Annotated in this window: 22 protein-coding genes, 1 pseudogene and 1 other annotated feature; of the genes and pseudogenes, 9 read left to right on the forward strand and 14 right to left on the reverse strand. The window is 35.1% G+C overall.

The window, feature by feature from the left end:
• Nucleotides 1-24: 24 nt before the first annotated feature.
• From ABH966_RS19855 to ABH966_RS19885, 7 genes are all read right to left on the reverse strand, one after another.
• On the reverse strand, nucleotides 25-552 hold the full coding sequence (locus tag ABH966_RS19855; protein ID WP_370081421.1) for a TetR/AcrR family transcriptional regulator: 528 nt from the start codon (nucleotides 550-552) through the stop codon (nucleotides 25-27).
• Between the two features lie 377 nt (nucleotides 553-929).
• Nucleotides 930-1,349, reverse strand: coding sequence for a DUF1801 domain-containing protein (locus ABH966_RS19860; RefSeq protein ID WP_370081423.1), 420 nt, complete (start codon nucleotides 1,347-1,349; stop codon nucleotides 930-932).
• 100 nt (nucleotides 1,350-1,449) lie between these two features.
• Nucleotides 1,450-2,013 (reverse strand): GyrI-like domain-containing protein, encoded by a 564-nt coding sequence (locus ABH966_RS19865; protein WP_370081425.1) that lies wholly within the window; start codon nucleotides 2,011-2,013, stop codon nucleotides 1,450-1,452.
• 64 nt (nucleotides 2,014-2,077) lie between these two features.
• A complete protein-coding gene (locus ABH966_RS19870; protein ID WP_370081427.1) occupies nucleotides 2,078-3,031 on the reverse strand; it encodes a helix-turn-helix transcriptional regulator in 954 nt (317 codons plus the stop codon).
• A gap of 179 nt (nucleotides 3,032-3,210) precedes the next feature.
• The gene (locus ABH966_RS19875) at nucleotides 3,211-3,576 is read right to left on the reverse strand and encodes a cupin domain-containing protein (protein WP_370081429.1); all 366 of its coding nucleotides are present in this window, start codon (nucleotides 3,574-3,576) and stop codon (nucleotides 3,211-3,213) included.
• Between the two features lie 140 nt (nucleotides 3,577-3,716).
• Nucleotides 3,717-4,916 (reverse strand): AI-2E family transporter, encoded by a 1,200-nt coding sequence (locus tag ABH966_RS19880; RefSeq protein WP_370081431.1) that lies wholly within the window; start codon nucleotides 4,914-4,916, stop codon nucleotides 3,717-3,719.
• Nucleotides 4,917-4,980: 64 nt separating this feature from the next.
• The gene (locus tag ABH966_RS19885) at nucleotides 4,981-5,931 is read right to left on the reverse strand and encodes an LCP family protein (RefSeq protein ID WP_370081433.1); all 951 of its coding nucleotides are present in this window, start codon (nucleotides 5,929-5,931) and stop codon (nucleotides 4,981-4,983) included.
• 176 nt (nucleotides 5,932-6,107) lie between these two features.
• On the opposite strand from ABH966_RS19885, the gene msrA reads away from it, so the two are divergent.
• The 3 genes from msrA to ABH966_RS19900 all read left to right on the forward strand — a co-directional run bounded on the left by msrA (nucleotide 6,108) and on the right by ABH966_RS19900 (nucleotide 9,205).
• Nucleotides 6,108-6,629: a peptide-methionine (S)-S-oxide reductase MsrA gene (gene msrA, locus ABH966_RS19890; RefSeq protein ID WP_370081435.1), complete on the forward strand. Its 522-nt coding sequence runs from the start codon at nucleotides 6,108-6,110 to the stop codon at nucleotides 6,627-6,629.
• Between the two features lie 987 nt (nucleotides 6,630-7,616).
• Nucleotides 7,617-8,501, forward strand: coding sequence for a saccharopine dehydrogenase family protein (locus ABH966_RS19895; RefSeq protein WP_370081437.1), 885 nt, complete (start codon nucleotides 7,617-7,619; stop codon nucleotides 8,499-8,501).
• Nucleotides 8,502-8,857: 356 nt separating this feature from the next.
• Nucleotides 8,858-9,205, forward strand: coding sequence for a VOC family protein (locus tag ABH966_RS19900; RefSeq protein ID WP_370081439.1), 348 nt, complete (start codon nucleotides 8,858-8,860; stop codon nucleotides 9,203-9,205).
• Nucleotides 9,206-9,277: 72 nt separating this feature from the next.
• On the opposite strand, the gene recQ is transcribed toward ABH966_RS19900, so the two are convergent.
• Both recQ and ABH966_RS19910 read right to left on the reverse strand, forming a co-directional pair.
• Nucleotides 9,278-11,053 (reverse strand): DNA helicase RecQ, encoded by a 1,776-nt coding sequence (gene recQ, locus ABH966_RS19905; protein ID WP_370081441.1) that lies wholly within the window; start codon nucleotides 11,051-11,053, stop codon nucleotides 9,278-9,280.
• A gap of 8 nt (nucleotides 11,054-11,061) precedes the next feature.
• Nucleotides 11,062-12,222: a TcaA NTF2-like domain-containing protein gene (locus tag ABH966_RS19910; protein WP_370081443.1), complete on the reverse strand. Its 1,161-nt coding sequence runs from the start codon at nucleotides 12,220-12,222 to the stop codon at nucleotides 11,062-11,064.
• A 416-nt stretch (nucleotides 12,223-12,638) separates the two neighbouring features.
• Here ABH966_RS19910 and ABH966_RS19915 point away from each other — a divergent pair, with 416 nt between their 5' ends.
• Together ABH966_RS19915 and ABH966_RS19920 are read left to right on the forward strand one after the other, a co-directional pair.
• Entirely contained in the window at nucleotides 12,639-13,187 is a 549-nt protein-coding gene (locus ABH966_RS19915) for a MarR family winged helix-turn-helix transcriptional regulator (protein WP_370081445.1), read from the forward strand.
• Nucleotides 13,188-13,190: 3 nt separating this feature from the next.
• The gene (locus ABH966_RS19920; RefSeq protein WP_370081447.1) at nucleotides 13,191-14,180 is read left to right on the forward strand and encodes an alpha/beta fold hydrolase; all 990 of its coding nucleotides are present in this window, start codon (nucleotides 13,191-13,193) and stop codon (nucleotides 14,178-14,180) included.
• Nucleotides 14,181-14,302: 122 nt separating this feature from the next.
• Here ABH966_RS19920 and ABH966_RS19925 read toward each other — a convergent pair whose 3' ends face one another.
• The 3 genes and pseudogenes from ABH966_RS19925 to ABH966_RS19935 form a co-directional block, all read right to left on the reverse strand.
• Nucleotides 14,303-15,532 carry an MFS transporter gene (locus ABH966_RS19925; RefSeq protein WP_370081449.1) on the reverse strand — a complete coding sequence of 410 codons (1,230 nt, stop codon included), beginning with the start codon at nucleotides 15,530-15,532 and terminating at the stop codon, nucleotides 14,303-14,305.
• A gap of 92 nt (nucleotides 15,533-15,624) precedes the next feature.
• Nucleotides 15,625-17,303: pseudogene (gene argS / locus ABH966_RS19930) on the reverse strand (arginine--tRNA ligase).
• A gap of 337 nt (nucleotides 17,304-17,640) precedes the next feature.
• Nucleotides 17,641-17,861 (reverse strand) — a binding site (T-box leader).
• Between the two features lie 80 nt (nucleotides 17,862-17,941).
• On the reverse strand, nucleotides 17,942-18,970 hold the full coding sequence (locus ABH966_RS19935; protein WP_370081451.1) for a hypothetical protein: 1,029 nt from the start codon (nucleotides 18,968-18,970) through the stop codon (nucleotides 17,942-17,944).
• Nucleotides 18,971-19,178: 208 nt separating this feature from the next.
• On the opposite strand from ABH966_RS19935, the gene ABH966_RS19940 reads away from it, so the two are divergent.
• The 3 genes from ABH966_RS19940 to ABH966_RS19950 all read left to right on the forward strand — a co-directional run bounded on the left by ABH966_RS19940 (nucleotide 19,179) and on the right by ABH966_RS19950 (nucleotide 21,240).
• Entirely contained in the window at nucleotides 19,179-20,213 is a 1,035-nt protein-coding gene (locus ABH966_RS19940; RefSeq protein WP_370081453.1) for an IS1595 family transposase, read from the forward strand.
• Between the two features lie 140 nt (nucleotides 20,214-20,353).
• Nucleotides 20,354-20,755, forward strand: coding sequence for a YhfM domain-containing protein (locus ABH966_RS19945; RefSeq protein ID WP_370081455.1), 402 nt, complete (start codon nucleotides 20,354-20,356; stop codon nucleotides 20,753-20,755).
• Between the two features lie 290 nt (nucleotides 20,756-21,045).
• On the forward strand, nucleotides 21,046-21,240 hold the full coding sequence (locus ABH966_RS19950; RefSeq protein ID WP_370081457.1) for a sigma factor: 195 nt from the start codon (nucleotides 21,046-21,048) through the stop codon (nucleotides 21,238-21,240).
• A gap of 771 nt (nucleotides 21,241-22,011) precedes the next feature.
• On the opposite strand, the gene ABH966_RS19955 is transcribed toward ABH966_RS19950, so the two are convergent.
• Nucleotides 22,012-22,161: a hypothetical protein gene (locus ABH966_RS19955; RefSeq protein WP_370081459.1), complete on the reverse strand. Its 150-nt coding sequence runs from the start codon at nucleotides 22,159-22,161 to the stop codon at nucleotides 22,012-22,014.
• A gap of 346 nt (nucleotides 22,162-22,507) precedes the next feature.
• Here ABH966_RS19955 and ABH966_RS19960 point away from each other — a divergent pair, with 346 nt between their 5' ends.
• Nucleotides 22,508-23,461, forward strand: coding sequence for a serine hydrolase domain-containing protein (locus ABH966_RS19960; RefSeq protein WP_370081461.1), 954 nt, complete (start codon nucleotides 22,508-22,510; stop codon nucleotides 23,459-23,461).
• Nucleotides 23,462-23,863: 402 nt separating this feature from the next.
• Here ABH966_RS19960 and ABH966_RS19965 read toward each other — a convergent pair whose 3' ends face one another.
• A complete protein-coding gene (locus ABH966_RS19965; protein WP_370081463.1) occupies nucleotides 23,864-24,034 on the reverse strand; it encodes a hypothetical protein in 171 nt (56 codons plus the stop codon).
• Nucleotides 24,035-24,036 lie beyond the last annotated feature (2 nt).

Below are 24,036 nucleotides of genomic sequence, written 5' to 3' on the forward strand. Positions count from 1 at the left end.
TCCAGTAATGTTAAAAAAATTTGTCTACAGCATCTCAATTACAGTATTCATCATGTCATTAATAATTTTTTTGTTGTTTTTCACCTTGGAAACTACTTTGATACTGTGATTAAGGTTAAGTAGTAAATGTGATAAAGCCTTTATATCTTTCTTAGGGTCGATTTCTCCCACCTGCTGTCCTATACTTAATAGTTCATAAAAAGACTGTTCTAATTCCTCAAAGCTGTCTCGTATCAATTTACTAAGTTGTTCATCAGGTGAATCCAAACCGATGCTTGCCTTTGTAATCAAACAACCTTTGGGCAAATCATCATCAAATGCAGAAGAAATATGCTGATCAAAATACTGCCGTATTCCAACTTTCGCAGACGGTGCATTTACCAAGAGATTGCGTTTATTTTGATTGAATTTTTTGTATTGATGTATAGCCTCAATATAAAGTGTCTGTTTGTCCGTAAAGGTTTCGTATAAACTTGATCTGCTTAATTCCATAGCCTCTAACAAATCCGGTATACTCGTTGCATCGTAGCCTTTTTCCCAAAATACTAACATTGCCTTATGTAGTACGTGCTCCTTGTCAAACTCTTTTGAACGTCCGATGGTAAATTCCTCCTTTCCATAACAATAATATAATATTTTCGGAACGAATAGTCCAGTATTTTTTTTTAACTAAATACTTCTAGCCCTCGTTCCAGCATTATTCGAAATTGTCGCTGCTCGTTTTGTTCTTTCGTCCTTATACGTATATATCTAGCCTTATAAAAAAACAGCTACTGCACTTTCGCAGTAGCTGTTTCTTCTTACACATCATATTTTTGATGCATCTCATCCTCGTAACGATTATAACGCAGCTTGAATGAAATGTGTCACAAGCACTTTAATAATGGCATAGCCCGGAATCCTCTTCTTATAATTTACACGTCTATTTATTATATCCCAAGCATTGGTAGATGTTTTCGAGTATGATAAGTGAGTGCCAATGCAATACACTGTTTTAATTCATTTACTGGTATTTCATCATTTTCAGCAAATACAATCGCTCGATTACCTTCATAGTTAAATAAATCTCTATAAACCTCTTTAAACGTATCAATTAGCTTCGTATTACAGTTAAAATACATGGCATATTGATCTGGGCTTGACTGTTTCCAGCCTAATCTAATTGTACTCCCTTTTTTTGTGATATAACTAGGTTCTCCCCATTTTAGCGTTTCTTCCACATGATCAACGCTTTCTGTCTCTATTGCCGTATCCAAAATTAACTGACGAAGAATAAATAGTTTCGACTGAATGTGTTTAGGATACTGTTTGAATACTTCTTCCACCTTGGTATTTTCGATTGTACTCATATTCATCATTCCTTTTTTAAAATAACAAACTAATCAATACTCAATCGTACGATTAATAAATTTCTACAAGCAATTCAAATTGTCTAATACAACCCGAAAGCTATTTTATCGAAATATAAATCTCTGCTTGCCCGTCCTCTGGATTAATACCCTTGCTATAATATTCAAAATCACCTGTGAATGCTCGGTTATTGCCTGGCTGCTGTGACCATTGCCAAATATCAGCCCAAGTACGCTGAACCATTTCTATAATTGGTCCACGTTCTGTGACGAATACAGCATATTTTGAAGCAGGAACAGTAAATGCTTTTATCATATCTAGGTTTTGAAGTTGTAATTCTTCCTTTATATGTACGCTGACCATTACTTCATAAAGTCCCGCATCTCCCTGATCATAGTTGAAGTAACAGCTATAATGACCATCCTCTTGGATATGAGCTCCTAGCTTCTTACCAATATTTTGAGAATGGAAATTTTCAAACAACTTACCAATTTTGCCATTTTGGCTTTGTTCAGCTTCATTTGTTGTAACGGTACTAATTCCAGCTAACGTGAAGGAGGATAGTACCTCAATTCGGCTAGGTTCAATTCGTTTCGTAGTAATGTTATCTTCAGACGATACGTGATTCCAGTCAGTCATACTTTTTTGTTCGTTTTGTTTCATCCTAAATCATTCTCCTTATTATAGAATGAAACCAGTATAAAACAATAAACCTGACAACTGATTGTCATGTTGCTTTGTCATTTTTATAAATTATCGCTATTTTTTCCGCACGACTAGCAATGATTTCCCGTAAATGTTGAGGCTCAAGCACCTCTACATGATGTCCCAAGCTAAGAATGAAACTATAGAGCCATTCATTTTCTGGATACGCCTTTTTTACTAGCCAACTGCCATCCTCAACTGGCAAAAGTTCTTCAATACCAAACCACTCTTCTGCTAAATGCCGAGCTTCATCCTGGAATTGAAAGACAACTTCGGGTACATCGGATGGCTTGAATTTACGCTTGCCTTCGACATGCTTCTGAGTAGCTGGATCTCGACGAATGAAGTTTCTTTCACGATCTACCTCGAGCCCTTTCATTCTTTTTAGTTTAAAAAGGCGAAACTCTTTTTTTTCTAGACAATAAGCTTGTAGATACCATTGCCTTCCTTTCAGCATAAGCATATGTGGCTCTACTATTCGCTGGGATACTTCACCTTCTGCATTCGAATAGGTGAAGTACACTAATATACTGCTATCTATTGCTTCGTCTAATAGTTGTAGTTTCGGACGGAGACGTTCAATACCTTCCCAAGGAGAGTAATCGATTAGTACGCGATTTGTCTTATGTTGAAATTCTTCTTCATGTGCTGGTAGTACGACACTATTTATTTTTTCTACAAGTCGTTGGTTTTGCTCTTTGCCGTATGAAGTGGAAATACTGCGAAGTGCGGTAACGATAGTAGCAAGCTCGTCATTTGTTAGCAGATTTCGATCCAAACGGTAACCTTCTGACAAACCAATGCCACCGTTTGTTCCTTGATAGGTGACTATTGGGATGCCAGCTGCATTAATTGAGTCAATATCTCGGTATATCGTCCGAATGGATACCTCAAACTGCTCCGCCAGGTCCTTAGCCTGCACTTTTCGACGGTTCAGTAGAATAATAATAATAGATAAGAGCCTTTCCAGTTTCAAAATATGTAACCTCCATTTCGATGTTAAGTAATTCTTAGAGAATATTTGATTAGATGATGTTAATCGTTTAGCACAAGTGCAAGCTACACCACAAAAAAATCATATAAACAACATAAACCCTTCTAACTTTAATGGTTGGAAGGGTACTGTTGCGTATATTAATTTTTCATAATGAAGAGTTAAATCCAAACATCATTTTCTGCTGTTTGCTCTGTTTGTTCTTGTCCAGTATTCACAACACCTTTAGGCTCTACAAGCATAATTTTACATTCGGATGCAGCGTAAGGTTTATGCTCGACATTTCGTGGAACAACAAACATTTCCCCTTCCTTCAAAGTAACTTTTCCATCACGAAATTCAATGATTAAATTCCCTTCAATGACGATAAAGACTTCATCTGTATCTTCATGTTTATGCCAAACAAAATCCCCTTGTACTTTGACTAACTTAAATTGATAATCATTCAATTCAGCAATAACCTTTGGAGACCAGTGATCTTGGAATTTAGCTAATTTCTCTTGTAAATTAATCGGTTTAGAATTCATTCTCTATTCCCTCATCCTCTTTGCGACCCTAATATAAGGTTAACATATTGACACCTCTTAAGTGGAAGATTCTTATCGTTAATGCAAGGATCAATTTAATAAAAAAACAGCTACTGCACTTTCGCAGTAGCTATTTCTTCTTACACATCATATTTTTGATGCATCTCATCCTCGTAACGATTATAACGCTGTTTAAATAGCTTGAATAAATGTGTTACAAGCACTTTAATAATGGCATAGCCCGGAATCCCTAAAATGACACCTGGAACGCCAAATAAAGAACCAGCCGTTAATAACACGAAAATAATTGTAATTGGATGGATACTAAGTGATTTACCCATAATTTGTGGAGAAATGAATTTCCCTTCAATGAGCTGCACGACCGTCCAAACAATGGCTAGCTTAATAAGCATGAATGGCGATGTTACAAGAGCGATAATGACCGCTGGTGTAATGGCGATAACTGGTCCTAAGTATGGAACCACACTCGTGATCATAGCAAGGAATCCAAGCAATAAGGCATATTTCATACCGATAATCAAAAAGCCAATAGTCACCATGGAACCTATGCACATTGACACTAAAATTTGTCCTTGGATATAGGAACTAATTTGCTTGTCCATGTCATGGAAAATTTCGTGTACTTCTTTACGCATACGTGGCGGGCACATTTTTAAAATAAAGCTTGGTAGTTTTTCGCCATCCTTAAGTAAGTAAAATAAAATAAATGGCACCGTTACTAATGATAGAACAATTCCTGTTAAGGCTGAAACGAAGCCAGTAATACCAGAAGCCACGCCTTGTGCTAAATTCGCAGCCGTATCTTTTACCGTCTCCACCATATCCGTAGTAAAATTTTTCACCATTGCGTCATAGTTTAAATTAATTTTATCTAGGTACTCGTTGATACGTGCATTATTCAGATAATCAGCAATATTTTGTGTAAACGCCATAAAATATCCTGGGAATTCCTGCGCTAAATTAGTAAACTGGTCTCGTAAAAACGGATAGACAAGTACTACTAATAACGTAATTATACCAATTAGAATGATATATAGAAGAAAGATACCCCAAACTCTTGGGATACGCCATCTTTCGAATAGCCCTACTATTGGGCGTAATAAATAATACCCAATAATGGCAAGTACCCCTGGTAGAATAACTACCTCAAATAAAACTTTTAGCGGGGTAAATATAAAGGAAACCTTTTGGAACATAAAAATAACACATGCTACTAATAATAAAATAATCAGTGTAAAAAATAAGTTTTTACCACCTAAAAAGCGAATAAACTTCGTTGAAAAGAAGTTCGAACGCTCTTTTGGTCTTTCTTTTTCCATCTACTCACCCCAATACAAATCCTATATTCATATAGTACAGGAATATGTTGGATTTTGCGAAAAATCACTCTAGGGAAATGCCTAAAAAATTACGTAAAAATTCTTTGTTTTTTTCTACGTCAATTACAATTGAATCACCGACACCACTAAAGCTTTTGAAACTATAACTACCTTCAACTGGAATAGTTGCTTTTTCTAATTTGACTTTACCTTTCGACACCATTTTCAGTACTTGTTGAATCTCCCCTGCTGATGAATAGTCCGATGTAATATAACCTTGCGCTGCACCAACGAATTTTGGTAAGTTCAACATATTTTGAGGCGATAAAATTTCATTCTTTAAGGCTTCGATAACTTTTTGCTGACGTTCCACTCGACCAAAATCACCTTTTTCATCGTGACGGAAACGGGCAAAGCCAAGTAATTCTTTACCGTTTAAGTTATGCACACCTTGTTTTAATGAAACGCCAATTTTTTCAGACATATCTTTGTCTACATCGATTTCAACGCCATTTGGCGCAATAATATCTACAAGTGATTCAAAATTTTTAAAATCGATAATTGCATAATGATTAATCGGCAGTCCAAACATATTACCAATCGTATCCTTTAATAATTGAACACCGCCTAAATAGTAAGCAGTATTAAGCTTATAGGATTTATAACCTGGAATATCCGCATAAATATCTCGCATTAATGACACGAGCTTAACATCATTTGTTTTCTTATTCCAAGATAATACCATCATTGTATCTGTACGTGATTTTTCTTCACCACGAGTATCAATCCCTAATAATAAATAGTTTTCAACATCGCCTTTTACTGGATCCCCGGTGAAATCCTCTTGGGCTACCTTTGTTTCACTTGCCAATTTTAGGCCACTCCGATATTGCATAACGGCATAACCTACAATCACAATGACACAAAGTAATAACAATGTGAACAATGCTCTCCCTTTACGCAAGCGACGTTTTTTTGGACGTTGTGAGCGTCTTGAATAATCTTGCTCTTCCATAACTGTTAACTCCTCTATTTTTTATAGTTAATGTAACGATTCCATATAAAGAAAGGTTCATTTTATATGATGTTTCGAATCCTATCAACAACTATTTATAGGTTATTTTACACCCTTTTTGCCAGTAATGAACAAAATAATGCTATAATATTTTCACAAAAGAAAGGATGATGAATATGATCGAGAAAGCTACGTTTGCTGGCGGTTGTTTTTGGTGTATGGTAAAGCCATTTGTTGAATGGGATGGTATACATAAGGTCACTTCGGGCTACATGGGTGGCCATTTAGACAACCCTACTTATGAGGATGTCAAAAAAGGAACTTCTGGCCATTTAGAAGTAGTCGAAATTGAATTCGACCCTAGCGTTTTTAGTTATGAACAGCTCCTTGATATTTACTGGATGCAAATCGATCCAACAGATGCTTATGGTCAATTCCATGACCGTGGCGAATCATACACGACAGCAATCTTTACCTATTCAGAGGAACAAAAGCGCATTGCAGAAGCTTCCAAGGAAAAGCTAGCAAAAAGTGGTCGCTTTGATAAACCTATTGTAACCACAATTCGCGATGCCAAGTACTTCTACCCTGCAGAAGATTATCATCAGGACTTTTATAAAAAAGAGTCGGGGCACTATCAGAAGGACCGAGCGCTTTCTGGTCGAGATCAGTTTATCGCTGAGAATTGGGAGAAATAGCTAAATATAATCATTTATTTCGATAGCCTACTCAGAATATATCTGTTCTCGAAATGTTCTTTTCATAATAAGATATAGGTTTCAACCTAAAAAAGTCGAATTCCCGTACGTGAAGGATTCGACCTTTTTATTTACTTGTTATATTAATGCCCCGTAAATTGGCTACTTTGAAAAACATCTGATTAAAAGCATCAGATGATCCTTTTATAATTTATCTTATTGAAATTGAAACTTTTTTATTAACGTGTATATAAAATAATGAACGGTCTATACTATTAAAGATTTCACTTCAAATCCAATGACAAGGAGGGTTAACCCGATGAGTGGGGCTGACCGGTAACTCAGAAGGACCATCAAAGCTGAAAAGCTAAAGCACAGTTGTCTTAAAAAATTAAGATCTATGCGGAAGCGAGGCAGTGTGTCATGGAGCACTATAAGTAAGTGAGGATCAAGCCCGGGAATAATATCCCGGGTTCTTTTTTTGTTTTGGTACTATAGCTTTGTTAAAAAATCACTTCGCTAGTTATTCTTCAAGGTAATCTTTAAATAATGTGTATAAAAAATAATGAACGATCTATACTATTAAAGATTTCACTTCAAATCCAATGACAAGGAGGGTTAACCCGATGAGTGGGGCTGACCGGTAACTCAGAAGGACCATCAAAGCTGAATGAAGCTAAAGCACAGTTGTCTTAAAAAATTAAGATCTATGCGGAAGCGAGGCAGTGTGTCATGGAGCACTATAAGTAAGTGTGAATCAAGCCCGGAATATTAATTCCGGGTTATTTTTTTGTTTTGGTACTGCTAGCGGTACCGCCAATATTCCGGAAAATCTTCGACAAGAAAAAGCCAAATACCTTAACTCAAAAAATGGAAAATGGATATATATGTTAAGATAAAAAAAAACGCTTTACTGTTAGTTTTTCAACAGGGATATTTTATTAAAATTGAGTAAGTTTTTTTAAACTATGCGAAGGTGGTTTTCAAGTGAAAAATATTTTAGTAATCGGCGGTTATGGTCAAGTTGGTACCGTAATCTGTAAATCTTTATCTCAGATTTACCCTGGAAAAGTTATCGCGGCTGGTAGAAATTTTGAAAAGGCAAAAAGGTTTTCTTTGTCTATGAATAACAAGGTTCTGCCGTTGAAACTAGATATTTATAATTTGGAGGCATCCCATGAAGTATTTACACACACACAGTTAGTAATAATGTGCCTTGACCAAAAAGATACTAATTTCGTTGAAATGTGTATACAAAATAAAGTTCATTATATTGATATTTCCCCTTCCTATACTATCTTATCAAAAATTGAAAGCTTACATAGTAAAGCCATTGAATTAGGAACAACTTTAGTATTAGGTGTAGGTTTAGCGCCAGGTTTATCAAATCTAATGGTCAAAAATTTAGTCAATCAGTTTAATAAAGTTAACAGTACGGACACATATCTAATGCTTGGAATTGGTGAAAAGCACGGAAATGACGGAGTAGAATGGTTGCTAAATAATATAAACACTAATTATTCGATATATGAAAATGGTCAAAATAAGAATGTAAGTAGTTTTACTGATGGTAAATATGTAGAGTTACCTAAAAAATATGGGAAAAGGGTTGCGTATAGATTTAATCTGGCTGATCAACATATTCTCACTAAAACCCTTAATTTAAAAAACGTATCTTCTCGCTTCTTTTATGATTCGGACCTTGCAACAAAAGAATTAGCAATACTTAAAAAGTTAGGAACTTTTAAGCTATTAAAATATAAATTCTTTAATAATATTTTTATAAATATATTTGTGGGAGCTTTACATATTTTTGATAAATTAAAAATAGGCTCAAATGATTATTTAATTAAAGCGGAGGTACATGGATAAATCGAGGGAAAAGAAGGAACCATTGAATCTGTATTATTTGGTTCAAATAATACAGAGATAACAGGTAATGTAGCCTCAATATTAGGGAATAAGTTAATACAAAATAATTATTCAGCGGGTGTACACTACATAGAACAGCTTTTTGACTTAGACGATATATTATCAATTCTTGATGAAGAAATAACTTTTAAGTACGAAATCAAATCCTTCAACTAACGATCATTTTACATGAAGTAGCTATCCAAATAGTCGATGTGAAAAATTGTACTTAAACTATTCAAGCGGTATAGTTGATGAAGGAACTAAATATGAAATCGAAAAACTAAAAATTTAAAGACAGACAGGAGTTTGCTACGATGATTAAAGGTTTCGGAGGAATATTTTGGAGAACTAAGAATCTTGATGTTATAAAAAAATGGTACAGTGAAGTCTTGAAGATTGAAATAGAAAATTGGAATGGGACTATGATTAAACCCCAATCAGGAAATGAGACGATTTTTTCTTTCTTTACCGAAGATGACAGTTATTTTCCAACAGAACAACAAGTAATGTTAAATTTCCAAGTACATGATCTAAACGAGATGATTAAGCATCTTGAACAAATGGGTGTACCTCTTGCAAAGGAACAAGAGATTAGTGAATTTGGAAAGTTTATTTGGATTGAAGATCCTGATGGTCGACTAGTCGAGCTTTGGGAGAAATAGTGGGTTGTAAATACGTTGCAAATATAAAGGAAGTGCCTAATTCTATAGAATTAAGCACTTCCCTTTTTCCTTTTAGTTTGATGTTGTTTTCAAAAAAGACTGAAGAGCATCGAAGAAACGCTCACCGTATTTTTCGAATTTCACTTCACCAATACCACTTATTTGACGTAAGTCTTCTAGCTCTGTTGGCTTTTTGTCACATAAATCACGCAATGTTTTATCAGAGAACACCACAAATGGTGGTACCTTTTCCTCATCTGCAATCTCTTTACGCAGTAATCGTAAGTGCTCAAATAACGGATCATTGTCTACAAGCTTACGAACAGTAACAGCTTCTTTTCGCATGACCTGTCGATTCCCCAGTAGAACTTCTTTGCCATCCTCTGGTACATATATTGTCGGAAACGTGCCGTGTTTAACAGCAAGTAAGCCTTCAGCAATTAAAAACTCAATAAAGTTTGAAACATCCTTAGAGGAATATTGGCCTTTTAAAATGCCATAGGTAGACAGCCTTGCAAAGCCAAATTCCGAGACCTTTTGGTTTTTGGAGCCAATTAACACTTGGGCCACCATTGTTTTACCAAATTTTTGCCCCATCCTTACAACACAAGCTAACACCTTTTGTGCATCTACCGTTACATCTTTGACTTCCCGTCCATCATTACAATTACTACAACGACTACAAGGAGCCCCTGCTTCGTCGTCAAAATACGTTAAAATAGCATTTTGTAAACAACCTTCAGTATGACAATAATCAACCATCGTTTGCAGCTTTGCTAATTCCTGTGAAATACGTGTTTCATCTTGGGTCTGTTCAATTAAAAAGCGCTGTGTTTGAACATCACCTGATGCATAAAGCAAAATACAGGCACTTGGCAAGCCGTCTCGTCCTGCACGTCCTGCTTCCTGATAATAGCTCTCCATATTGCGCGGCATTTGATAATGAATAACAAAGCGTACATTACTCTTATCAATCCCCATTCCAAATGCATTGGTAGCTACCATTATGCGTGCCTCATCTTTTAAAAAGCGCTCCTGCTCTGACATACGCATGTCCTCTGACAGGCCCGCATGGTATTTTGCCACAGCTTCGCCCGAGCGACTTAAAAGCTCATAAATTGCGTCTACAGCCTTTCGTGTCGCTGCATAAATAATGCCCGCTTCATTTTTATTTTTCACTAAATAGTTTTTAATATAACGCTCTTTGTTTTCACCAATTAACACTGAGAAAGATAAATTATCGCGCGAAAAGCCGGTAATCACCGTCGAATGCTCGTCAATTCCTAATAATTGTCTAATATCATCACAAACAGCTGGTGTAGCTGTTGCTGTCAGTGCTAAGACAGTTGGCTTTTGTGGCCACAATGTAAATAATTTTTGGATTGCTCGGTAACTTGGTCTAAAATCATGCCCCCACTGGGAAATACAGTGTGCCTCATCCACAGCAAGTAAAGGTACAGATAAATTCGATAGTACCTGTAAAAATGTTGCACTCTCTAATCGCTCAGGAGCTATATAAAGAAGCTTTAAATAACCTGCACTCGCTAGCTGAATCGTTTCATTCACTTCTTGCACGGTTAAAGTACTATTTATATACGCGGCCGGAATATTTGCAGCACGTAATGCTTCTACCTGATCTTGCATAAGAGAAATTAAAGGAGATATGACGACTGTGAGGCCATCTAGCATGAGTGCCGGAATTTGATAGCAAATTGATTTACCTCCGCCAGTTGGCATCACACAAAGACTTGATTGACCTCGTAATGTTTGTTCAATAATTGGTTCTTGTCCATTGCGAAATGAATCATAGCCAAAATGATGTTGTAGCATTTGTCTTGCTTGCTCCATCCAACTTTTCACTCCTCAGTTGTTAGGCGAATAAGCTTATACTCGCCCTGTTCATTTTTATTTATTTCATATACCATCATAGAGTTCGTAAGTGCCTCTTGACCAGCAGAATTTGTTAGTACATATTCTATTTTGGCACGAACTACAATATTTTGGCCTTTCATACTGATGTTTTTAATCGACGTATCGTAAAAACGAATTTTCGCTTGTTTCGATGCGTAATTCGCTACCATATTATCCAGCGTGCTTTGCAAGTCGTCTGAACTTACAAAAGGCTTCATAACACTAGCGTCATGATTATCAACAGCTGCCTTTAGATGCTTATAAAATGTATCTAAAAATAGCTTTATCTCATCGGCATTATAAGCAAAAATATTCTTTCCGTATTGTTCAATAGCTTGCTGGACTGCTTCTTTATCGCCATGTTCAATATATGGATTTAAGTTTTTGGATTGAGTTAGTCGATCATTTGTCTTCATTGTACCTGAAATCCAGTCATCCAATAACTGTACAATATCTTTATATGGCAATATAAACGGCTGTGATACACCGTTTTGCATGCGTTTAAAATAGATGCCCACAAGTTCACCATTCTCTGCTTCTAGAACCGGGCTCCCTATAAGTGTATTTTGTTTTGCATCTATGTAATAAGCTGCTACGCTGTCACTATATTTTTTAATGATGTGCGGTAAGCTATCGACATAAACAGCTAACTGATTTAATTCACCGTTATAGATGGTCGGCATCTTAACGGATGCATTATATGGCACTTCTAAAATGGCTATATTATAAGCTGTAGATATATAGTGCACTTCAGCTTCCATAAGTTTATCATTGTTAAATTGCACGAGAGCAGCTGGCTTTGAAGCGACGAGCGCACCATTTGTCAAAATATAGAGCTTAGCGTCTTCTTTTTTAATAATGACTCCTGCACCAATTCCGTTCTCCCCAACTACTTTTACTTCCGGTACAATTTTTTCTTGCTGCTTCGTCACAACTTTTTCCGATTTCACATCGGTCTTTTTAATATGAAACACTTCTGCCAATGTTTCATTTTCACAGCCCGTTAATAATAAAGCTGTTGCTCCAAGAATGAGCACCTTTTTCCGCATACGTTCACCAAAACTTTCTATCAAATCTGCCTTTGCATATGGCACGATGTTGGTCACTCAGGCATTCTCACAAGATGAGAAGTTCATGGATTGACTTCCTCTATCTCAGCGGATATTTGTACACCCGCCAAAAAGTAACCTCACCCCGCATTCATCTCATCACCAAATACTGAATGCAAGATAAACATCTTTCTTTACTATCATAAACAAGGTTACTAAACGTTTCAAGTTTACATAATAGTATTATTTATGAAAAGGTGTTATGAAAATATTGCCCTCACCTTTTACTCAATTCGTTATACCTAAAAAATTCAGCTCTTTTTTAGGTTTGCTATGAAAAATGACTTATAATTTGCGGTTAAAATGTTATTTAAAAAAGAAGTCTTCTCGTTCATTAATTTTATAGACAATACATTGTCCATTTTGTTATGATGATTTTAGACAATATATTGTCTAAAAGAAAGGACATCTTTATGAACAATGACTTATTTCTAATGCAACAAATATATTCAGCCCTTTTTTCTGTTGGCAATAAAATTCAAGTACAATCCGATCAATATTTAGAAAAATTAACATCTAGACAATTTATGGTTATCCTAGCTATTGCTCATTTACCTGAAGATCAAGCATCGTTCAATAATATCGCAAGAAAACTAGGAACGACTAAACAGAATGTAAAACAACTAGTCACTACTATGAAAAACAAAGGATATGTAGAAATTGCCCCTAGTCAGCATGATAAACGTGCGGTCAACACTACGATTACTGAGTTTGGTAAACAAGTTGCGTTAGAGGCTGGAGAAAAAGGAACATATTTTTTAGCGGATCTTTTTAAAAATTTTTCTACTAATGAACTAGAGACAATGTGGGGTCTATTAAAGAAATTATATAGTTTTGATGGTGAAGAACAAGATGGTTTTGAAGAGCACAGCAACTTGACAATGGATGAAAATCAAAATGACGTTCAGCTGAAGGTTTTAAAGGAGTTTGAAAGACGAAGAAATCATATAGAGGGAGAATAAGAAATGAAAAATAAATCCGAGAAATTAATTAATATCGAAGAATTTGTCTCGGTTAACGGTGTAAATCATTATTTATTTCATTCAGGTACTAATTATGATAACCCAGTATTACTTTATTTACATGGTGGTCCTGGTAGTGTTGAATCTCTTTTTGCCCATGCTTTTCAAGATAAATTAGAAGAAACTTTTACGATTGTTCATTGGGATCAGCGTGGTGCTGGAAAAACACTTACTAAAAACCCAGATAAATATCCTACAATTGATGTCATGCTAGAAGATTTATATGGAATTATTCAATATTTAAAGAAAAAATATAATAAGGAAAAGATCGTTTTACTCGGAAGGTCTTGGGGCACTATTTTAGGAAGTATATTTATTAAGCAATATCCTGATGACATTTCTTATTATATTGGCGTGGCACAAGTTGTCTCCTTTCTTGAAAATGAGCGTGTTGCTTATGAAAAAATGAAGGAGCAAATAGTAAAGGCTAATGATAAAAAAGCTCTAAAAAAGCTAGAAGCTATAGGAACTTATCCTGGAGAAAAAATAAAGTTTGATCGAGAGTTTTTAAAGAAATGTATGAAAATTCGAAAACTTCAAGGGAAATATTGTTTAGCTGTGAAGAGTGATCTTCCTGTATTTATATCAGCGTTTAAAAGTCCTATTTTTAAATTATCGGATCTTTCCGCATTTTCAAAAGGACTGAAAGCAAATAGCAAGGTACATGAATTTTTAGAAGACTTTGACCTGACGACAGAATCCTCAGTTTATAAAGTTCCCGTTTATTATATTTTAGGTGAAAATGATTGGCAGGCTCCCTCCATTATTGCCGAAGAATATTTTACTAAAATTATTGCTCCCCATAAAAAATTATTTATCATTCCAAATGCCGGTCATCGAATTATGATGGACCAAACCACCTTGTTTTCTGATGCATTATTACAGATCTTTAATAATGAACAGGAAGCGTCCACATCTTATAAAAATTCATAATAAAAAATGAGAACTAAAGAAAAGCCGATTTTTAATACACAAAGTGAAATCGGCTTTTCTCGTGTCCTATAGTTGTAGCTTCGAAAAAGAGACATGCTCGTATATCAGCGCATGTCTCCGCATTATTTTTTCTTAAGCATAATTGTAGTAGCTATTATGCCAGTCATTAATATTATAAAAATCATATAGGTAAATGTATGGTTACCTGTCACATCATAGCAATAACCAATCAGTATAGGGATAATGGAGCTTATCATAAAGCCACCTGAAAGCACCATAGATGACCAGCTATTTGCCTCCTCGTCATTTCTTGCCTCATCCAATGGTAACAATAACCCAATTGGAAATAAGCCACTTAATACGATGCCTATTATGAATACTGCAATCCATAATAAAGTCCCTGAGCCTAACCATAGCAACACAAAGCCAATCAAGCCTAGGAACCCTAAAGAAAAGAGCCAACCGATTCGACTGAACCATTTGTCCATTAGTATAGGAACCAAAATGTTTCCAATCATTTGTACAATAGACATAAATGTTAGCATAGAGCTTGCAGCCCCAAGAGAAAAGCCCTTAGCCTGTACTATCGGTACTAGCCATGACATTATTGAGAAGAACAAAGATGTTTGTATGCCAAAGTAAATTAAAATGGTCCAAGCACGGGCATTTTTCCAAGGATTCCGTGCCGCATTTTCTGTCAATGCCCCTGTCTCTGGCAGCTCTTGATTTTGTATTGCAAGTAACCATATACAAAGAGCAATGATAGCAAGTATTGCCCAACTGCCAAGTGCCATCGTCCAGCTCTCATGAAAATGATTATAAAATGTCACGGTTAACGCAGCACTCAATGTTGCCCCTGTTCCTATTCCAAATGAATAAATACCTACAACAGTTGTAAAACGGTTCGGGAATTTTTTCTTTATATAGGCATTTAAGATGGGTCCAATAAGTGCAATGGCAAATCCTGCAGCAAAACTTGTGACTACAAGTAGTACATAACTTTCTTTTAAAAAGCGCAGCCCATTTGCTAATGCTAGGGTCATTATTAAGAGCGTAATTGCTGTTTTTGTTCCGAGTTTTCTTTGTAATGGTACTGCGAACGGTGCAAAGAGACCCATACAAAACACCGGAATAGAAGTTAAAAAGCTCATTTTTGTATTTGATATATGGAGTGATTCCAAAAGTACATTAAATAGTGGTCCTATTCCTGTGACTGCTGGGCGCATATTGAGTGCAACGAAGAAAATACTAACAACCACAAGTACCATGGAAACACGCCATTGCTTTTTCTCCATACTTTCTAAAAACCTTCTCTCTATTTTTACGGTTAAAAATTCAACTAAATTTGTCAAATCTCAGAATTCTCACTATTCCCTTTTACCATTTTTTCTAGTATCGGTCAATTTCATGGCAATTAATGATGAAAAGATGCGGCTTATTCTACTTACATTTTTTTAGGCGCAGCCATTCCCAGTAAGGCTAACGATTCTTTTAAAACAATGGCTACACAATGACAAAATGCTAATCGTGATGTTCTCTGGTTGTCATCGACCAATATTTTATTTTGAGCATAATATTTATTAAATACACGCGCTAATTGCAATGCATATTTAGCAATTTGTGATGGATCTGCTTGCTCAAAAGCGTTGGCAATTACATTCGGAAACTGTTCTAGTAATACAACGACTGGCCATGCTTGCTCCCCTAATGCTTCAAACGATACTTCGTAACTTTGTTCATTTGCTTTTTCCAGAAGAGATGAGATACGAGCATACGTATATTGAATATATGGCCCTGTTTCACCTTCAAAATGCATCATGTGCTCAATCGAAAACTCAATATCATGAAGACGATCATTTTTCAAATCATTAAATATAACCGCTCCTACACCAACCTGGCGTGCAATGTTCTCTTTATCCACTAGATTTGGATTTTTTTCCTCGATATTTCGCTTCGCAGTGGCAATCGCTTCTGTTAGTACATCTGCCAATAAAACGATCTTTCCTTTACGCGTCGACATTTTTTTACCCTCTTTTAGGATCATTCCAAACGGCACATGCTGTAAATCTTTTGCCCAACCGTACCCCATCTTTTCAATGACCTTAAATAGTTGGTGAAAATGAAGAGATTGTTCATTTCCTACAACATAAAATGATTTTTTAGGGTCATATTGGTGTTTACGATAAAAAGCAGCTGCTAAATCACGTGTAGCATAGAGCGTAGCACCGTCTGTTTTAGTTATTAAGCAAGGTGGCATATGATCTATTTCAACGACATAAGCACCCTCGGATTTCACAAGCAGGTCTTTTTCCTCCAACTCTTTAACAACAGCAGTCATTTTGTCATTGTAGAATGCTTCCCCCGCGAAAGAATCAAAGTTAATTCCTAGTAGTTGATAAATGGTCTTGAATTCTTCGAGTGATGCATCTCTAAACCATTGCCATAAAGCTAATGACTCTTCATCCCCATCTTCTAACGCTTTAAACGCAGTACGAGCCTGTTCATTGAGTGTTTCATCCTGCTCCGCTTCTTCATGGAACTTTACATAAATTTTTAACAGTTCCTCGATTGGGGCAGCTTCAATTGTTTTTGGGTCTCCCCATTTTCGATAGGCAACGATTAACTTACCAAACTGTGTTCCCCAATCTCCTAAATGATTGATGCGAATTGCTTGATAGCCGTTTTTCTCGGCAATGTTGGCCAATGCATTGCCGATCACAGTAGAACGTAAATGACCCATGGAAAAAGGCTTTGCTATATTAGGTGAAGAAAAATCCAACACTACATTCCCCTTCGATTCCTGCTGAGTCCCGTATAAATTTTCTTCTTTTACTATTTGACTAAGCACTTGATGTGTAATCGTTGGCTGATGGTAAAATATATTGACATACCACCTACTACTTGAACCTCTTGTATGAACTCACAGCTTACATTGTTTTTTAAGTCGGATGCGATACTATTTGGAGATTTTCTTAATTTTTTTGCCAATGTAAAGCACGGAAATGCCAAATCCCCTAAGTCCAAATTTTTCGGTTTCTCTAGTAAACTTTGAATGTCATTGACAGATAACTCATTATTTAATGCCACTGCGATGCTTTTCGCAATTTGTGTATGCATGTTCATTCTCCTCTCAAATAATCAATTTCGCCTTGGCGTAATTGCGTCCGGATTTTGAATTGTGCCCGCACAATTCATTCCTTTGAAAATCCGTGACATCCGCCGGAGGCTTTAGGCCAACAAATGTTTTCTGTGCGAAAGCGCAGTGCTAACGTAGCGTCAGCAACATGATGTTGGTCACTCAGTCGTTGCCACAGGACGTGGCGTTCTTAGACTGAGTTCCTCTATTTTCGGTAAGTGTTTGTACATTCACTGAAAAGGGACCAAAGCTCCTTTTCATCTCGTACCAATAGAGGTAAGAGACTTCTACTGAATGAAGATAAAAAAAGCCCCCGTCTCTAAATATAGAGACGAGAGCATAGTTATCCCGTGGTACCACTCTAGTTGCCATATCAATATGACCACTTTCCATTGTTAACGAGGTGACTCCCCGATATTCTCTACTACTAATTCGAGAACCTTCTCCAAAGTGCGTTTCATTTATGGCTACTGCATTAGGCTAACACCATCCCTAATTCGCTTTCCAGTAGCTCCATAAACTACTCTCTTTTTCATCGAATTTACCTGTAATTTCAGAACATTCTACAGGAACTCCAGATCGAAGTCAACAGTCTTTTCAGAATTATCAAGAAATAAATTGTGCATTAAAAATGTTCTGCTGAATAATTAACAATAACACTTCTTTCAGCCCGCCATACATTTCGCACCTTATTTTTCTTGATGTCATAATACGAGAGTACGCTCTCTTTAGGTATTTCCAAAATACTATAACCCTTTTTTTCATCAATAAAACTAGATAAGAAATAAAACCCTTCTTTTTTTTCATCGAATTTAACGGAGCGAATTTTCGAATAAATACCACTACTATCTAGTAAAGGCTTTACGGTGTTGGATTGGATATCTATTTCTACAACATGCGAAATAGGACTGTCTACAGCTTCATCATAACTGATAATTACAGAGCTAGCATCTGCTGCCAATGATGCGCCACTTATAAATCTCTCTACATCGGCTATATGTTTTATTTGTTGACCTTCTATATTATAAATATCTAAACTGTGTTTAATCGGCTGTAATTTCGTTTGATTTTTATTAGCCTCTGTAAGTTTCTTCTGATCTTCGTTCTCGGAGAAAGAGACTACAATTAATTGATTATTATTCGGGTTATAATTAAAATCTAAAACACTTCTGTCCTTATTGTCTTCTTCCCATATTTGTATTTTCTTTGTTTGAAGATTGTACGTAGCTATATGAAAATTTCTAAATTCATCTCTTAATAGTACTCTCATCAAGATATTTTTTTGGTCTTTGTCTATTTGGATAAAATCAACGTTATTAAATAAAGTGGTTAACTGTTTCATTTGATTCGTGTTTAGATCATTTTCAAATAATTGTATTGTATGATCTGATATGCCATCAGCGAAATACAATTTACTAGTACGTTCAGAATAAGCGAAAGCAGTATAATCCGCCGTTTCCTTACTAAATAGTAATTTACTTTTATTTTGAATCTGGTCAAAATGATAGAATGTAAACTTCAAACTTTTAGGATCAAACACGTTGATGTAAAGATTAGACTCAGATGCGTTATGATCATCAATTGAAAATATTTTTTTACTAAAGACAATGCAAATCATTACGATGATTATCAAAATAAATGTAAATCTCTTCAAGATTCCCTCCCTTTCTACTATAAAGTTTGCCATTTCATACTACTATTTAAAGTACCCCTCACTCTTACCTTCTAGAACTCTCCCTGAAGATTATTTAGCTTACGGGAAATACCACGTTTTTAATATAGGCTGTTTTCGTATAGATTGTTGCTCTATTGAAAATACTGAATATGGTTGAATATAATGCATTTTCAGGAGGCGTTCAATAATGTGGAGATATGTGTATGAAGCAGTCGGAGAATTAGGAAAAGCAGATCAACTAGCCTTATTTAAGGCAATGAAACAAGATCTATATCCAAAAGAAGAAAATAAAATGGAAAAATTACTTCCTAAGATCAAAGAGTCTCGATTTTCGTCTGGTTTAGGTTGTCTTCATTGTGGAAGTACTGCGGTAAAACGTAATGGTAAATATCGTTCTAGACAGAGATATTTATGTAAGGATTGTGGGAAAACATTTAATGATATGACAAATACGCCTTTTTCAGGTTCGCGTTATCCGGAAAAATGGATTAAGTACATTAAAATGATGATAAACGGTGTTACATTACCACAAATTTCAGACTCCTTGGAAATTCATATATCCACCGCATTTTATTGGAGGCACAAGATTTTAAATGCTTTAGGAAGTCACGGCTTCAATCAATTATCTGGCATCATTGAAAGTGATGAGACTTTCTTTCGTGAATCTTTAAAAGGTCGTAGATTTACACATCGTAAACCAAAAAAAAGAGCAGAAAAGGATGAAAAACGAGGAATTTCAAATCAGAAAGTTGCTGTAGTTGTAGCCCAAGATCGAAATAACAATATTATTGCGAGGATGGCGGGTAGAGGTCGTGTGAAAGCAGAAGAAATTGATATGGTTATCGGGGATTATATAGCTCATTCTTCTTTGTTATGCACGGATACAGCTACCAACTATAAAAAATTTGCAGCAGCAAAAAATCTTCAACACGAAACAATTAATCTTAATCAAAATCAACGAGTAAAAAAAGGGATATTCCACATACAACACGTTAATAACTTCCATCGTCGTTTGAAAGGATGGATGGAACGTTTTCAAGGTGTTGGTACGTATTATTTGGATAATTACCTCTACTGGTATCGTTGGCTTGAGATACATAAAAACTTAGCATTTGAAAATCGCGTAGAGCAAATGCTTATTTCAGCTTGTCAAAAATCTAACTATTTTACAGTAGAAGCATTAAGACAAAACAAAAAGCATCTTTTTTTAGATGCTTTTTAAGCAGATTCAGTGGTTTCATCGCTATGTTGAATGAATATCTGAAAGGAAATGTACAGTAAATGAAAATTTCGGCAGTTTGTAACTTTTTAATAGATTTTAAGTCTAATCTATTAAACAAATATTGAGAGGTCTGGGATCTAATGAAAAAAATGTTTATAATATTCGTTTTGTTGTTTCTTGTAGGTTGTAATAATGAAGAGAAGAAAACTTTTGAGTTTGCAGGTGAAATTCAAAAAATAATTGTGATTGGACAAGGAACAAATGCTAAGTTAGATAAACAAGAAGTTGAAAATGCCGCTGAAATAAAACTTTTTGAAGATGCAATGCAAGATGCCACTATATTATCACAACCTCATACAGATGAAGGCCCTTTATATAAGCTTGAAGTGATATACGATGATAACTCGAAAGAAATCATTGATATATGGTATTACGCGAGTGCAAATACAGGAAGCTTTTATATGAATGATAGGTATTCTTTGAATGAAGAAGCCGTTCCAGCATTAATTGAACTTTTGGAGTCTTATAAAGAAGAAAAATGATTTACTGAACAAAATGAGTAAATAATAAATAAGAAAATCAACTACTTATTACGAACATCCAAAAATTTATGAGAAGTCATATTTAAACTAACTGAGTGCTTTAGTTAAAAATTCGGTTTACGAAATATCAAAACAAAAAGACAGAGTTCATTCTCCACACATCTTGTAGATTTAATCTGTCTTTATGTTTTAATAACAACAATCTTTACGAAAACAGCCTTAATATAATAAAAGTAAAACCAGTATTATTTGGCAATCGTCTAATGAATGAACACGTAAGGAGGGACGATATGGAGGAAACAATAACAGCAAGCGGCTTATCACGAGCTCAGGTGATTGAGGAGCTAATGACCGGTAATGGTCAAGCGATTCTGCAACTTGCTTATACATATGTACATGATACAGCCCTTGCTGAAGATTTGACGCAAGAGATTTTTATCAAATGTTATAAGGCCCTTTCAACATATCAAGGGCATGCCAGTTGAAGTCAATACAAAAACAAGGATAGTGCGCACCTTATCACCATGTCCTACTTCATAAGGAAGGTTAAGCCTGTATATTTCTTTTGCTTTCATAAATGGTGGCGTTATTGCAATCGGAGGAATTATCGGAGCTGCAATTACTAAAAAACAAATTGCATCATTAATTGGAAATTGGACTGGGGCTGTTGGGTTCGCCAAACTCATAGTATCTAAGATAATTTTATTCTTTATTAGCAAACCATTTTTCACTTAAGTATTGAGAAAACCCGAGAATAATCGTAATACTAATGCCAATTAAAATAAATCGTATATCATTATTAGGTAAAATTCTATTTATGATAAAAACAGAAATCATTACAATAAGAGCAAATGTTATTGAAAATAATATTTTTTTCAGCATTCGTTACACCAACTTTTTTTGATATATTGTTTATTATACCAATTTTCAGGTTGTTTTCTCAATGGTATTAAGCTTTCCCAAAGCGCCGTTTGGTAATCTTTCATAAAAAGTTGTTATTCCACAATCTGGCCCGTTTGTTGAATAGCATGGCTAATATTTTTAAATAACTTTATTATATTCCATATGGCCTTATTAAAAATTAAACAACTTTATTATCAGTATACAGATGGAGAACAACAAAGTTCGATATTTTAAAGAGGTATTTAAAAGGACCAAACATATTTTATATGACTAATATGTTTGGTCCTTTAATTTATTTAACTTTTTTCGATTTTGGTCTTGATAATTATTTTCTTCCTATGTTTTCAATCATATTATTTATCTGTTTGTTTTTGCTTTTTTTTCAAATACTCAGCACGTATTTTTTCTATTTGCTGCTTTTTATCAAATTTGGCAGGCTTGTTTTTTTCATGATACTTTGTCACAGCCTTCTGACCTTTGGTATCCAATTGATATTTCCCCACTTTGTTCACCTACTTTTCTTATCTTTAAAGAGAATCTATTCAACAAATATAATATACCTTATTTTACTGAAGTAATCCTTTTTACTTTATTAGTATACTGCCTAACCTTGCATTTATCAGTAAAAACTTAGAAAAATAATTCATAATCAATATGTAAATATTTATTCGATTGTAATACTAGTACGGTTTATTTTATTTTATTTAGCGAACAATCTGCAACATGATAAAAACTACATTTTCCTCAACTTTTGGTACGTTTTGTAAAATTATGTCTTATAACAGGAATTGTTGATAAGCTATAAAGAAATAGATTGAGAGGTATACATATGAAAAAATTGATCAATATTTGACAAATGAAAAATTTCTGGGAACCGTCCTAATTGCAAAGGAAGGTGAAGTTTTATTTACAAAAGGTTACGGATCGGCAGCCACTGATTTACCTAATAGCCCAAGCACGCTCTATCAGATTGCTTCATTATCTAAAACATTCACTGCAGTAGCAGTCATGCAATTAGTAGAAAAGGATCTTCTAAACTTAGATAATCCAATTTCGCAATACTTCCCAGACTTTCCGAATGGAGAGACTATTACAATAAGTCATCTATTAAGTCATAGCTCAGGAATTCCGGATTATCTAAAGAAGGATTTCAAATTTGACTACAGCAAAGAATGGAATCCACATGATATTGTAAATATCATTAGAGATTCTGAATTAGAGTTTACCCCAGGTAAAAGCTTTAGTTACAGTAATACTGGCTATGTAATGTTAGGGCTAATTATTGAAAAAGTCAGCGGTCAGTCATATGCAAATTATATAGAAGAAAATATTTTTAAACCGAGCAACATGTTTAATTCTATGTTTACGGTTCCCGTCGGTATACCGAAAGCGGAAGGACATGTAGATGGGAAAATCGGACCCTTAATACATAATTCTGCAGCGTACGCAGCTGGGGATATCATTTCTACTGCTGAAGATTTAGAACTGTTTGACAGAGCCTTGCGTAATAATGTATTGATAAACAAAGAAACATCAGAACTGATTAGTACGACCCATGCTAAAAAGTTTCCGAATCAATATGGCTATGGATGGTATACTCAAGATGTCATGGGGAAAAAAGCAGTTGGACATCCAGGAGGATATCCGAGCGGTTTCCGTCATTATGTTACACGGCTAAATGACGAGGAATTAACTGTGATCGTTCTTAGCAATGAGATGACAGTGAATTCAAAAAGAATCAACCGTCATCTTACATCCATCGTTCTTCAGCAACCAATTTGGATATGGGAAGAGAAACTTTAATTCCTTTTCTCAAATTTGATAAAAGATAATTTATTTTCATGTTCCTTAATCCATTCTTTAAATGGATTCTTTTCACTAGACATACTTTACACTCCCATCCGCAGTTACAAATATTGTAATCTTAATGTAAGTGTAAATCTATACCTTGTTGAAAGGTAAGGTGTAAAAGGAGTTAAACGGTCTAGTACAAGATGTACCAGACCTAGCTACACTACCTTCATTACAACTTTTAAACAGACATGGATTATTGACTAGGGATGATTTTAACAGAATCAGAAGAGAATCAGAAAGCTTTCGATTAGATTGAATTATATTGCATAAAAGCCACAACTCATTACGAGTGTGGCTTTATTACCTTAGTTCTTCGTAATCATTAAACTCATTTCTATTACGCTTAACTGCTTATCTAACTGTTTCTACATTTACTTCGTAATATTCAGCAGCCATTTGTAGAGTAACCTCTAAATTCTCACCAATCATTGAAACAGCTTTTACCTTCTCTAAAACTTCATCACGATAAACGTTTTCATTTCTCATGAATTCACTTTGTACAAAAACAATTCCATTTTCCATAA

The organism is Lysinibacillus sp. RC46, assembly GCF_041262385.1.
Classification (GTDB): Bacteria; Bacillota; Bacilli; order Bacillales_A; family Planococcaceae; genus Lysinibacillus.

Coding starts and splice junctions, on each gene's coding strand:
- ABH966_RS19965 (WP_370081463.1), bottom strand. CDS start 24,034: ATGGAAAATGGAATTGTTTTTGTACAAAGTGAATTCATGAGAAATGAA.
- ABH966_RS19855 (WP_370081421.1), bottom strand. CDS start 552: ATGTTAGTATTTTGGGAAAAAGGCTACGATGCAACGAGTATACCGGAT.
- ABH966_RS19915 (WP_370081445.1), top strand. CDS start 12,639: ATGAACAATGACTTATTTCTAATGCAACAAATATATTCAGCCCTTTTT.
- ABH966_RS19880 (WP_370081431.1), bottom strand. CDS start 4,916: ATGGAAAAAGAAAGACCAAAAGAGCGTTCGAACTTCTTTTCAACGAAG.
- ABH966_RS19945 (WP_370081455.1), top strand. CDS start 20,354: ATGAAAAAAATGTTTATAATATTCGTTTTGTTGTTTCTTGTAGGTTGT.
- ABH966_RS19900 (WP_370081439.1), top strand. CDS start 8,858: ATGATTAAAGGTTTCGGAGGAATATTTTGGAGAACTAAGAATCTTGAT.
- ABH966_RS19875 (WP_370081429.1), bottom strand. CDS start 3,576: ATGAATTCTAAACCGATTAATTTACAAGAGAAATTAGCTAAATTCCAA.
- ABH966_RS19920 (WP_370081447.1), top strand. CDS start 13,191: ATGAAAAATAAATCCGAGAAATTAATTAATATCGAAGAATTTGTCTCG.
- ABH966_RS19950 (WP_370081457.1), top strand. CDS start 21,046: ATGGAGGAAACAATAACAGCAAGCGGCTTATCACGAGCTCAGGTGATT.
- ABH966_RS19940 (WP_370081453.1), top strand. CDS start 19,179: ATGTGGAGATATGTGTATGAAGCAGTCGGAGAATTAGGAAAAGCAGAT.
- ABH966_RS19885 (WP_370081433.1), bottom strand. CDS start 5,931: ATGGAAGAGCAAGATTATTCAAGACGCTCACAACGTCCAAAAAAACGT.
- msrA (WP_370081435.1), top strand. CDS start 6,108: ATGATCGAGAAAGCTACGTTTGCTGGCGGTTGTTTTTGGTGTATGGTA.
- recQ (WP_370081441.1), bottom strand. CDS start 11,053: ATGGAGCAAGCAAGACAAATGCTACAACATCATTTTGGCTATGATTCA.
- ABH966_RS19860 (WP_370081423.1), bottom strand. CDS start 1,349: ATGAGTACAATCGAAAATACCAAGGTGGAAGAAGTATTCAAACAGTAT.
- ABH966_RS19865 (WP_370081425.1), bottom strand. CDS start 2,013: ATGAAACAAAACGAACAAAAAAGTATGACTGACTGGAATCACGTATCG.